General features: G+C 68.3%; 10 protein-coding genes. 7 read left to right on the top strand and 3 right to left on the bottom strand.

From position 1 onward, the window contains the following. Positions 1-137: 137 nt before the first annotated feature. Both ASC87_RS28775 and ASC87_RS28780 read left to right on the top strand, forming a co-directional pair. On the top strand, positions 138-668 hold the full coding sequence (locus ASC87_RS28775) for a chemotaxis protein CheW (protein WP_082569042.1): 531 nt from the start codon (positions 138-140) through the stop codon (positions 666-668). A 168-nt stretch (positions 669-836) separates the two neighbouring features. Continuing rightward, positions 837-2,570, top strand: coding sequence for a methyl-accepting chemotaxis protein (locus tag ASC87_RS28780; protein WP_056671326.1), 1,734 nt, complete (start codon positions 837-839; stop codon positions 2,568-2,570). Between the two features lie 220 nt (positions 2,571-2,790). Here the strand turns inward: ASC87_RS28780 and ASC87_RS28785 are convergent, their stop codons facing one another. After that, positions 2,791-4,503, bottom strand: coding sequence for a long-chain fatty acid--CoA ligase (locus ASC87_RS28785; RefSeq protein ID WP_056671328.1), 1,713 nt, complete (start codon positions 4,501-4,503; stop codon positions 2,791-2,793). Positions 4,504-4,717: 214 nt separating this feature from the next. Between ASC87_RS28785 and ASC87_RS28790 the strand changes: the two genes are divergently transcribed. Both ASC87_RS28790 and ASC87_RS28795 read left to right on the top strand, forming a co-directional pair. Beyond that, positions 4,718-6,247 (top strand): PQQ-dependent sugar dehydrogenase, encoded by a 1,530-nt coding sequence (locus ASC87_RS28790; protein ID WP_056671330.1) that lies wholly within the window; start codon positions 4,718-4,720, stop codon positions 6,245-6,247. A gap of 34 nt (positions 6,248-6,281) precedes the next feature. Next, a complete protein-coding gene (locus tag ASC87_RS28795; protein WP_056671332.1) occupies positions 6,282-6,821 on the top strand; it encodes a hypothetical protein in 540 nt (179 codons plus the stop codon). Between the two features lie 39 nt (positions 6,822-6,860). Here ASC87_RS28795 and ASC87_RS28800 read toward each other — a convergent pair whose 3' ends face one another. Next, positions 6,861-8,663: a serine/threonine-protein kinase gene (locus ASC87_RS28800; protein ID WP_056671334.1), complete on the bottom strand. Its 1,803-nt coding sequence runs from the start codon at positions 8,661-8,663 to the stop codon at positions 6,861-6,863. 86 nt (positions 8,664-8,749) lie between these two features. Between ASC87_RS28800 and ASC87_RS28805 the strand changes: the two genes are divergently transcribed. Continuing rightward, a complete protein-coding gene (locus tag ASC87_RS28805) occupies positions 8,750-9,073 on the top strand; it encodes a pyrimidine/purine nucleoside phosphorylase (protein WP_056671336.1) in 324 nt (107 codons plus the stop codon). Positions 9,074-9,355: 282 nt separating this feature from the next. On the opposite strand, the gene murB is transcribed toward ASC87_RS28805, so the two are convergent. Then, positions 9,356-10,372: a UDP-N-acetylmuramate dehydrogenase gene (gene murB / locus ASC87_RS28810; RefSeq protein WP_056671337.1), complete on the bottom strand. Its 1,017-nt coding sequence runs from the start codon at positions 10,370-10,372 to the stop codon at positions 9,356-9,358. 40 nt (positions 10,373-10,412) lie between these two features. Between murB and ASC87_RS28815 the strand changes: the two genes are divergently transcribed. Together ASC87_RS28815 and ASC87_RS28820 are read left to right on the top strand one after the other, a co-directional pair. Further along, positions 10,413-10,901 carry a YajQ family cyclic di-GMP-binding protein gene (locus ASC87_RS28815; protein WP_056671339.1) on the top strand — a complete coding sequence of 163 codons (489 nt, stop codon included), beginning with the start codon at positions 10,413-10,415 and terminating at the stop codon, positions 10,899-10,901. A 3-nt stretch (positions 10,902-10,904) separates the two neighbouring features. Then, a complete protein-coding gene (locus tag ASC87_RS28820) occupies positions 10,905-11,549 on the top strand; it encodes a TIGR02281 family clan AA aspartic protease (RefSeq protein WP_056671341.1) in 645 nt (214 codons plus the stop codon). Positions 11,550-11,624: the final 75 nt, after the last annotated feature.

Below are 11,624 nucleotides of genomic sequence, written 5' to 3' on the forward strand. Positions count from 1 at the left end.
TAATTTCGCACGGCAAAAGCGCCGACCGCCTCGCCCGCGTATGGGTTTCCACTCAGGCAATCGGGGCCGGAATCCGTAACCTTGCGTAAGCTCCATTTCCCCGACCTGCGGTTGCCCCGCCGCCCAGAAAGCTGTCGATGTCCCAGACGATTGCCCTCGATGAAACCCCGTTCCTGCCGGCCGACGGCGCCAGCACCTCGTCCGCACGCGCCATGGCGCTCGGGCACACGTCGGACTACCTGGCCTTCAAGCTCGGGAGCGAGGAGTACGGCATCGACATCCTGCGGGTGCAGGAAATCCGCTCCTTCGAACCGCCCACCCGCATGGCCAACGCCCCTCACGGCGTGTTGGGCGTGCTCGACCTGCGCGGCGTCATCGTGCCCGTGGTCGACCTGCGCCTGCACCTGCGGTTCGCCGAGGCGCGGTACGACAGCAACACGGTGGTGATCGTGCTCAGCGTCACCGGCCGGGTGGTGGGTGTCGTGGTGGACGGTGTATCCGACGTGATCAGCCTCGGCCCGAAACAGATGCGGCCCGCACCCGGCTTCAATGCCCGGCTCTCCGCGGAGCACGTGATGGGCATCGGCACGATCGACCGCCGGATGCTGATCCTGGTCGACATCGACCCGCTGTTGTCGGACCCGGCGCTCGGATTACTGAACCCCTGATCACTGAACCGCTGATCAGTTTGGCAAGGGCATATCTCACACCCACTCAAGTCGCGTGGACATTTTCCGATAAGAACTCAAACCTCTTGTCGCTCGGTCGGTCGCCAAGGGGTGGCCCGGGTTCATCGTGAATCCTGCCCGTGGGACCGGCCAGAGTGAGAGTGGATCGTGAATGTTTCCCAATTCAGCATCGGCAAACGCCTCGGGCTGTCCTTCCTGCTGATCCTGGCGATCACCGCACTGATCGGTGCGGTGGGCGTGTGGCGCCTGCAGACCCTGAAAGAAGCCAGCGTCCATTTGGCCACCGTGGAAATGGACCGCCGGGCGCTGACCCAGAGCTGGGCCTCGCTGATCCGCATGAACTGGGTGCGCGCCTCCGCGGCGCTCACGTCGAACGATGCGTCGTTGCAGGCCTCGCTCAAGCGCGAGATGGATGCCACGTCCACCGAGATCGGCGACAAGCAAAAGCGCCTCGAATCGATGATCGACGAGGCCGATGGCGTCAAGATCCTCGAGGAGATCGCCCGGACCCGGGAGATCTACCGCGTCAAGCGCGCCGCGCTGCAGAAACAGAAACAGGCCGGCGAGGACATCCTCGCGGCCGTGCAGAGTGACCTGCGCCCGCTGGCGGACACGTACCTCGCGTCACTCGACACCCTTGAAAAGTTCATGGACGAACGGCTCGCCCGCAGCCAGGCGGACACGGTTGCCGCGGCCACCGCGAGCCAATGGCTGCTGGGCCTGGGTGCCCTCGTGGCCACCGCCCTCGGCATCCTCCTCGCGTGGCTCGCCACGAGGTCGATCACCCGCCCGGTGCGCCATGCCGCGGCCTCGGCCGAAGCCATCGCCCACGGTGACCTGACGGTGGCCATCGACACCGCCGGCCCCACCGAGACGGCACACCTGCTCACCGCGTTGCGTGACATGCGCGACCGGCTCGCCACCATCGTCACCGGCGTGCGCCAGAACGCCGAGTGCGTGGCCACGGCCTCGGCGGAAATCGCCACCGGCAACAACGACCTGAGCGCCCGCACCGAGGAACAGGCCAGCGCCATCGAGGAAACCTCGTCGTCGATGGAAGAACTGTCGAGCACCGTCAAGCAGAACGCCGACAACGCCTCCCAGGCCAACCAGATGGCGCTGCGGGCGTCGGAAGTGGCCGTCCAGGGCGGCGACGTGGTGGGGCGTGTGATCGAGACGATGAAGGGCATCAACGACAGCTCCAAGCGCATCGTCGACATCATCAGCGTGATCGACGGCATCGCGTTCCAGACCAACATCCTCGCGCTGAACGCCGCGGTGGAAGCGGCGCGTGCCGGTGAACAGGGCCGCGGTTTCGCGGTGGTGGCCGGCGAGGTGCGTTCGCTCGCGCAGCGCAGCGCCGAAGCGGCCAAGGAAATCAAGACGCTGATCTCCACGAGCGTGGGGCGCGTCGAGCAAGGCACGGCCCTCGTGGACCAGGCGGGTGGGACGATGCACGAGGTGGTCACCGCCATCCGGCGCGTGACCGACATCGTGGGCGAGATCAGTTCAGCCAGCAGCGAACAGAGCCTCGGCGTGTCGCAGGTGGGTGAGGCGATGACCCAGATGGACCAGGCCACGCAGCAGAACGCGGCACTGGTCGAGGAATCGGCGGCTGCCGCCGAAAGCCTCAAGGTGCAGGCCCAACAACTGGTCGAAGCCGTGGCGGTGTTCAAGCTGGCTGGCGGCAAGGTGTCCAGCACCCCGGCGCCGATGGCCAAGGCGCCCCAGGCACCGGTGATCCAGCGGTCGATGGGCGGTTCGCCCACCGCGTCCCCCGCGAAGGTGATCCGACCGGCGTTCAAGCCGGCGGCCACACCCGCGCCTGTGCCGGCCACCCCGATGCCGAAGACGGGGACGGACGACTGGGAGTCGTTCTGAGTTGACCGAGCAAGTCTTCCCGGCGAAGGCCCACTGCTGCCCGGGGAAAATCTCGGTCATCCCGGCGAACGCCGGGATCTCCAGCGGTGGACGGGAACGCTGCTGTTGAGCGAGAAGGTGGAGATCCCGGCCTGCGCCGGGACGACAGGGCTGAACTTGCCGCTCAGCGCTCAAACTTTCCCCGGACAGCAGTGAGCGAAGACCGGGGAGGACCGGGTACTCAACCCTTTTCCTGGTCCTGCAACAAGCGCCACATCACCTTGCCAGAGCCGGACTTCGGCAACGCGTCGACGAACTGCACGATCTTCGGCACCTTGTAGGCCGCCATGTGGTCCTTGGCCCAGCCCGTGATGTCCTCGGCCGAGGTCTTGCCCTTCGCGTCCGCACGGAGCACCACGACGGCCTTGACCGTTTCACCACGATAGGCGTCGGACGCCGAGATGATGCAGGCCTCCTGCACGGCAGGGTGCTTGTACAACAGCATCTCCACCTCGGCCGGCCACACCTTGAAGCCGCTCGCATTGATCATGCGTTTCAGGCGGTCGGTGATGAAGAAGTAACCTTCATCGTCCATGCGCCCGAGGTCGCCGGTACGAAAGAACGACTTGCCGCCGATGTCCACGAACGCCGCGGCGGTGGCTTCCGGCTGGTTCCAGTAGCCCTTGAACACCTGCCGGCCATGGCTGATGATCTCGCCCACCTCGCCGGGGGGCAGCTCCTTCAGCGTGAGCGGGTCCACCACGCGCGAGTCGACGCTGTAGGTGGGGATGCCGAGGCACTGCTGCTTCGCGCGCTCCGGCGGGTTCGCGTGCGTGGCGGCACAGGTTTCGGTGAGGCCGTACCCTTCCGCGAACACCAGACCGAACTCCTCCAGCAGGCGCTCGGCCACGGCCTGCGGCATGGAGGCCCCGCCCCCGTTCAGCACCTTCAGGCTGCTCAGGTCGAAGCGCTTGTAGTTCGGGCTGCCGAACAGGTCGATGATCATCGTGGGAATGCAGGTGAAGTGTGTCACCCGGTAACGCGAGATCATGCGGCCGGCGAGTTCGCGATCCCAGCGCGGCAGCACGACCACCGTGCTGCCGGCATACACCGATGCGCACACGATGCCCACCATGCCGGTGATGTGGAACATGGGCACCACCCCGAGGCTGACCGTCTCGGCACTGCCGTGCGCCCACTGGATGCCCACCGTGTTCGACATCACGGTGCCATGCGTGTGGATGCAGCCCTTCGGGTTGCCGGTGGTGCCCGAGGTGTAGGGCAGCACGGCCATGTCGTCGGGGCCTGCGGTGTGCGGGCCAGGCACGTGCTTCTCGGCCAGCACGTTGGTCCAGCGCACGAACTGCGTGGCGGGTGACGACTCGGGGAGCGGCGGGTCCAGCCGGAGCCAGGCCTCGATGGGCGCGGGCGGTGCCAGGTCGGCATCGATCGGTCCTTGAGGCAAGGCGTCGGTGAAGCGGGTCACCAGCACGTGCTGCAGGCGCTGGGCCTCAGGCACGGCAGCATTGGCAGCGGCCACGACCGCCGCACCATCGGCCGTGCAGATCGCGACACGGGCGGCCGGGTCGGTGATGTAGTGGCCGAACTCCTCGGCCTTGTTCATCGGGTTGACGGGCACCACCACCGCATCGGCGCGCAGGATGCCGTAGTACGCGGCCACGAACTGCGGGCAGTTCTGCATGTAGAGCATCACGCGGTCGCCCTTTTTCACGCCCACGTGCTGCAGCCACCCCGCGATGGCCTCGGCCTGTTCGCGCAGCGCCGCGTAGCTCAGTGCCTCCCCGAAAAAAACGAGCGCAGCCTTCTGCGGGAACCGCCGCGCGGAGACCTCGAGGTTGAACCACAACGACGTGGACGGCACGGCCAGGTCACGGGGCAGGCGCTTCGGCCAGATGCGTTCGTGGGGACGGAGGGCAGCAGTCTCGGTGGGCACGGGATCTCCTGGTTCTTTTGGTGGTCTCAGAGGTATAGCCGAAGCCCGTGAATCCGCCTGTCACGGGTACGACCCGGCCGATCAGTGGAAACCCTGGACGACCGGTCAGCGGACAGTGCGGAACCTCGCGAGGTCATCGGACAATCGGTTGCGCAGCAGTCACCGATCTGTGGCACAACTGCAGCGGCAAGCGTACTCAAGGGAAAAGACAAACATGGCAAAACATTCGAAGGCGCAACTCATCGCGCTGTGGGCGTGCGTGGGCGGTCTGGTCGCCGCGTGTGGCGGCGGTTCCGGCGGTGACCTGTCATCGCCACCTCCCCCCCCCGCCGGCACGCCGGGATCGGGCGGCGGGACCGTTGGCGGCGGCGGCACGCCGCCCGCGCCGCCGCCGCCCGGGGGTGGTGGTGTGGGTGCGCAAGACCCCACGGTCACCCTGACCTCCCCCGCCAACTTCACCGACGGGCTCACCGGCACCATCTCGCTGACGGCCACGGCCACCGACAACGTGGGCGTGGCCGGCGTGGAATTCCAGGTGGACGGCGTGGCCGTCGGCGCCGAGGACACCACGGCGCCCTATTCGGTTTCGCTCGACACGGCCGATTTCGCCGCGGGCCAGCACATCGTCCGCGCCCGCGCCCGAGACACCTCGAACAACCGCTCCACCTGGGGCACCGCCACCGTGCGTTTCGGCGGCACCGCCGCGGTGGCCAAGGGGTTCACGAAAGACGAGACCTGGATCACCGGCCTGACCAAGGCCACGTCCATCGCCCAGGCACCGGACGGCCGGCTGTTCATCGCCGAACAGGGTGGTGCCGTGCGCGTGGTCAAGAATGGCACGCGCCTGGCCACGCCCTTCACCACCGTGGTGTCGGATGAAAACGGCGAACGCGGGGCGATCGGCATCGCGCTGCACCCGCAGTTCGCCACCAACAACTACGTCTACGTCCACTACACCACCAAGTCCAGCCCGCACGGCCGCATCAGCCGTTTCACGGCCAACGGCGACGTCGCGTTCGCGAACAGCGAGGAAATCCTCTTCGAACTGCCCGCGCTGAGCAGCGCCACGAACCACAACGGCGGGGCCATCCACTTCGGCGCAGACGGCAAGCTGTACGTGGGCGTGGGCGACAACGCCGACGGCAGCCGCTCGCCGCTGCTCACCAGCGTGTTCGGCAAGATCCTGCGGCTCAACGACGACGGCGCCATCCCCACCGACAACCCGCACTACGCCACCACCACCGGCCAGGCTCAGGCCATCTGGGCGCGCGGGCTGCGCAACCCGTTCACATTCGCGGTGCAGCCCACCACGGGCACGCTGTACATCAACGACGTGGGCGAAAACACCTGGGAAGAGGTCAACGTGGGCGCCGCAGGTGCCAACTACGGCTGGCCCGCCACCGAGGGGGACACCACCGCCGCCGGCATCACCGCGCCGCTGTTCTCGTACCGGCACGCGGCCACCGTCCCACCGGGCACCGGCAAGGGCGGGTTCATCACCGGCCAGTCGATCGTGGGCGGCACGTTCTACCCGTCGGGGGGCACGTTCCCGGTGGCCTACCAGGGCAGCTACTTCTTCGCCGACTTCCTGAGCCGCATCGTGGGCCGGCTCGACCCGGCGAACGGACACGCCGCATCCGTCTTCGCCAACATGACGGGCATGCCGGTGGACGTGCTGGCCGGCAACGACGGGGCGCTGTACGTGCTGTACCGCGGCAGCATCGCCCGCATCACCGCCCCGTGACACCGGGCTGGGCCGCATCTTGCTATAGCAGCCCATGGCCGCCGTCGCGCATGCTCCCGTCCCCGCGCGCCTGCGCTCGGGGGCACCGGCCATCCTGGACATCGAGGCGTCGGGGTTCGGCCGGGCCAGCTACCCCATCGAAGTAGGTTACATCCTGGGGGACGGCACCAGCTTCTGCACGCTGATCAGGCCAGCGCCCACCTGGACCCACTGGGACACCAGCGCGGAATCCGTGCACCACATTCCCCGCGCCACGCTCGACCGGCACGGGCGCTCGGTGGCCGAGGTGGCCGCCACGCTGAACGAGCGCCTGCGCGGGCAGACGCTGTTCAGCGACGGCTGGGGGCACGACTACCCGTGGCTGTCGGCCTTGTTCGAGGAAGCCGGTTGTGTGCCGCTGTTCCGCCTGGACAGCTTGCGCAAGCTGTTGTCCGAGGACGAAGCGACACGCTGGCAGCGCACGCGTGACCGCATCAGCGGTGAGTTTTCACTGGCGCGGCACCGGGCCAGCACGGATGCCTGGCTGTTGCAGCAGACGTGGCTGCGGGTTCAGGAAGAGGCCGGGGCCGACTGAGAAGGCGTGCTGCAGCCGGGCCAGCCAGGCCGATGTATGTCACCACTCCTCTTCCCGCCGCAGCTGCGCACACTGCGGGTGGTCGACCAGGGCACCCTGAGTGCACACCCGCCGCATGCAGCTGGACATGGATCCGCTGCTGCGGGCGTTGCAGGTGTCGCGCGGGGTGGGTGCCGCCGCGGTGTCCGGGGTGGTGGCCGGCTTGGGTTTCGGGCGCGGTACCGCGGGTGCGGCCGCACGCGGCGTGGCCGCAGTCGTTGGCGCGGGGACCACGGCCACGGCGGAGGCCGGTGCCGGGGCAGGCACGACGGCGCTGGCCGCCCAGTTGGGAACCGCGATGGTCGGGATGCTGGCCGGTACGGCAGCCACTGGCGCCGGGGCCGGCACCGGTGCAGGCGCCGGGGCGGTGGGGGCCACGATCACTGGTACCGGGGCGGGTGCAGGTGCGGGCGCAGGTGCGGCCACCACCGGGGCGACGGGTCCGTTGAAGCGGTCTTTCAGCAGCACATAGCCGAGGCCCAGCACCAGCAGCACGACCACGGCGAGCGCCCCGAGCACCAGTGCCGTGCGGGACGATGGGGCGGCGGCGGCCGGCTCGTCGTCGCCGTCGTCGAACAACGGGGGCAGCGCCCGCGACGTGCGCGGTGGTGCCGCGGGCGGTTGCGGGGTGGGAGACGGTGCGGCGACTGGCGGAGACGCCGGCGGCGGGCTGACGGGCAGTGCGGCGGCGGGACCGGCCGGCTGCGTGGGCGCCGACTGGGTGACGACGGTGAGTTCCAGGTCCACCGGCGCGGCCGCGGGGGCCGAGCCGCCGGACTGGTGCGTGCGGTCCCAGCCCGGCGGCGCGGCGCGGGTGGGTTCGGTGTCGACCACGGGCGGCGGCGTGACCACCGTTTGCGGCGGGTCGAAGCGGCCTTCGAGTGCGTCGCGGAACTGCTGCACGTTCTGGGGCCGGGTGTGCGGGCTGACCGTGAGCGCCCAGTCGATCGCCTTGAGCACCTTCAGCGGCATGCTGCCGGTGTGCTCGCGGCCCAGCGACGTGAGCGGCTTCTGGTCATCGTGGACCGCACGCGACGCCGACGGCGAGGGCGGGCGGCCCGTCACGACGAAGTGCAACACCGCGCCGAGTGCGTACAGGTCGGTCCACGGGCCTTGGCGCAGGTGGCCCACGTCGGCGTACTGCTCGATGGGCGCATAGCTCGGCTTGAGCACGGCGGTGAGGGATTGCGTGCGGTCGCCGATCACGGCGCGGGCCGCGCCGAAGTCGAGCAGCACGGGTGGGCCGTCGGGCAGCAGCAGGATGTTGTCGGGGGCGATGTCGCGGTGGTAGACGCTTTCCTTGTGCAGCACTTCCATGGCCCCGAGCAGCGGGTCCACGAGGCCGCGGAGCCAGCCTTCGTCGGGCACCTGCAGCATCGAGCGGCGCTCTTCCTTGAGCGTGCGGCCCGGGTAGAACGGCATGGCCATGTACGCCGTGCCGTTGGCCTCCCAGAAGCGGTACACCTTGACGAGCGACGCGTGGTTGAAGCGCGCCAGCAGCTTGGCCTCGTTGACGAACGAGCGCAGGCCGATGTTGAACGTGTCCTGGTGCATGCTGGAGCGCACCGACACCTCGGTGCCACGCCCGCGCGCCGCCATCATGGACGGCATGTACTCCTTGACGGCTACCAGGCGGTCGAGGGCATGGTCCATCGCGAGGTAGACGATGCCGAAGCCGCCCACGCCGAGCACCCGGAGGATCTCGAATTCGGCGAGGCGCGTGCCGATGGGCAGCGCATCGTGTTCGTCCTGCAGCGGGGCGCTGGCACCGGTGCTCGTGGTCGGGGGAAGGCTCGCGGACATGGGGCGAGAGCTTATCGCAGCGCAAGCGGCCACCGCCCCCCTCTTTCCGGTGTCTAAAATCACGGATCCTTCTACAAATACGCCCCATGAGCACCACCATCACCCAGAGCCTGGCCGGCAAGGTCAGCACCAAGGCCAACGTCTACTTCGACGGCAAGTGCGTCTCGCACAGCATCGAACTCGCCGACGGCACCAAGAAAAGCGTCGGCGTGATCCTCCCCGCCACGCTGAACTTCGGCACCGGCGCCCCGGAAATCATGGAACTGATCGACGGCACCTGCCGCGTGAAGCTCAAGGGCGAGACGGAATGGACCACCTACACGGGCGGGCAGTCGTTCAACGTGCCGGGCAACTCGTCGTTCGACATCGAAGTGACCGCCGCGGTCCACTACGTCTGCCATTTCGGTTGATCCTGCCCCGTCACCCCATCCAAGGAACAGGCTGTCGCCCCGGCGCAGGCCGGGGTCTCCACCGGTGCCAAGCATCCGGGCGGTGGCGGTTGTCTGGCTTGGGGTACCGCTGGGCCGCTGTCGTCGAGCGCCAGGGGGTGTCAACCGAGGCGCTGAACACGAGCCTTTCCCGCTGACCGGTGGGGATCCCGGCCTCCGCCGGGACGACAGGATAGGCGGGCGGGCCTGTCATCCCGGAGACGGCCCGTTGCTGTGTATTGCCGACAGCCCACCGGGGGCCGGTCACACCACCACGGGTTCCGGCTCCAGCCGAATGCCGAACCGGCCATAGACGCTCTCCTCGATCGCCTTGGCCAGCAGCATCACCTCGGACCCGATGGCCCCGCCGCGGTTGACCAGCACCAGCGCCTGCTTCTCGTAGACGCCGGCCTTGCCCACGCTCTTGCCCTTCCAGCCGCAGGCGTCGATCATCCAGCCGGCGGCGAGTTTCATGCTGCCGTCGGGCATGGGGTAGTGCACGATCTCCGGGTCGCGGCCGATGATGTCTCGGCACTGTTCCGGGGTGACCACCGGGTTCTTGAAAAAGCTGCCGGCGTTGCCCACCACGGCCGGATCGGGCAGCTTGGCACGGCGGATCGCGCAGATCCAGTCGAACACCTGCCTCGCTTCCGGGCGGGCCACCCCGTGTTCGGCCATCTTGCGCTCGATCTCCAGGTACCCGAGCACCGGCTGCCAGGGCTTGGGCAGGCGGAACCGCACGCGGGTGATGACCACCCGGCCGGCGAGCGAGTGCTTGAACACGCTGTCGCGGTAACCGAACGCACAGATCCCGGCGCCAAGGGTCACCGACCGGCCGGTGACGAGGTCCACGCCGTCCAGCGCATCGAAGCGGTCTTTCACCTCGATGCCGTAGGCGCCGATGTTCTGCACCGGCGACGCACCCACCGTGCCGGGGATCAGCGCCAGGTTTTCGAGGCCCGGCAGGCCCTGGTCGAGGGTCCAGGCCACGAAATCGTGCCACGGTTCGCCGGCGCCGGCCTCGACGATCCAGGCGTCGGCCCGCTCCTCGACCACCCGGCGGCCCCGCACCTCGACTTTCAGCACCAGCTGCGGCATATCGCGGGTCAGCACGATGTTGCTGCCGCCCCCGAGGATGAACTTGGGCGAGCGCCCGAGATCGGGGTGATCCACCACCTGGCGCACGCCGGCGTCGTCCGTCACACGGACGAGTGTTTGTGCCACAGCTGGCAGACCGAAGCTGTTATAGGGTTTCAGGCTGACGCCGGACTCGATTTGCATGGCAGAATTTTCGCTGATTCAGCGAACCCGAGAAAAACCAATGCCCAGCTTCGACGCCGTCCTCGATCCGAACCTCGTGGAAGTCCGCAATGCCGTCGACAACACCGCGAAGGAAATCGGCACGCGATTCGACTTCAAGGGCTCGTCCGCGAAGGTCGAACTCAAGGAGAAGGAACTCACCGTCTTCGCCGACAGCGACTTCCAGATCGACCAGGTGATGGACATCCTGCTCGCCAAGCTCACGAAGCGCAACGTCGACATCCGTTTCATGGACCGCACCGCCAAGGTCGAGAAGATCGGCGGCGACAAGGTCAAGCAGGTCATCACCGTCAAGAGCGGCATCGACTCGGACACCGCCAAGAAGATCCAGACGGTCATCAAGGGCAGCAAGCTCAAGGTGCAGGCCTCGATCCAGGGCGACACGGTGCGTGTCACCGGCACCAAGCGGGACGACCTGCAGGCAGCCATGGCCCTGATCCGCACCGAAGTGGCCGACGCGCCGCTTTCGTTCAACAACTTCCGGGACTGACCCGTGCGCCTCGTGGCGGCCGGCCTGTCGGTCTTCCTGTGGGCCGGCAGCGCCGCGGGCCAAAGCGTGTCCATGAGCGGCAGCCTCGGCTCCAGCAAGGCGCTCCTGGTCATCGACGGCAAGCCGCGCACCGTTGCGGTGGGCACCACGGTGCAGGGCGTGCGGCTCGTCAGCACCGGCCCGCAGGAATCGGTGGTCGAGGTCGAAGGCAAGCGGGTCGTGCTCCAGCTGGGCGCCGCCCAGATGAACCTCGGCGACAGCGAACCCGTCACCAGCGGCGGGCGGCGCATCGTGCTGTCGGCCGGCCTCGGCGGGCACTTCATGGCGCCCGGCTCCATCAACGGGGGCACGGTGCAGTTCATGGTGGACACCGGCGCCACGGTCATCGCCATCGGCGAATCCGACGCGGCCCGCATCGGCCTCAAGTACCGCGACGGCCAGCGCTCGATGGTGAGCACGGCCAACGGCACCGTGGCCGTCTACCGCGTGACGCTCAGTTCGGTGCGCATCGGCGACGTGCTGGTCCACAACGTGGAGGCCGCGGTCGTGCCGTCGAGCATGCCGTACGTGCTGCTCGGCAACAGCTTCCTCGGGCATTTCCAGATGACCCGCAACAACGACGTGATGACGCTCGACCGGCGGTTCTGAGAGGGCCCCCAGGGTCCGGGCTGCGCCCAGCCCGGCGTTCCTTGAGGCCCCGCGGAACTTCCCAGGCCTTGCACT

The organism is Rhizobacter sp. Root1221, from assembly GCF_001425785.1.
Taxonomy (GTDB): domain Bacteria; phylum Pseudomonadota; class Gammaproteobacteria; order Burkholderiales; family Burkholderiaceae_C; genus Rhizobacter.

Coding starts and splice junctions, on each gene's coding strand:
- ASC87_RS28790 (WP_056671330.1), top strand. CDS start 4,718: ATGGCAAAACATTCGAAGGCGCAACTCATCGCGCTGTGGGCGTGCGTG.
- murB (WP_056671337.1), bottom strand. CDS start 10,372: ATGCAAATCGAGTCCGGCGTCAGCCTGAAACCCTATAACAGCTTCGGT.
- ASC87_RS28815 (WP_056671339.1), top strand. CDS start 10,413: ATGCCCAGCTTCGACGCCGTCCTCGATCCGAACCTCGTGGAAGTCCGC.
- ASC87_RS28775 (WP_082569042.1), top strand. CDS start 138: ATGTCCCAGACGATTGCCCTCGATGAAACCCCGTTCCTGCCGGCCGAC.
- ASC87_RS28805 (WP_056671336.1), top strand. CDS start 8,750: ATGAGCACCACCATCACCCAGAGCCTGGCCGGCAAGGTCAGCACCAAG.
- ASC87_RS28800 (WP_056671334.1), bottom strand. CDS start 8,663: ATGTCCGCGAGCCTTCCCCCGACCACGAGCACCGGTGCCAGCGCCCCG.
- ASC87_RS28795 (WP_056671332.1), top strand. CDS start 6,282: ATGGCCGCCGTCGCGCATGCTCCCGTCCCCGCGCGCCTGCGCTCGGGG.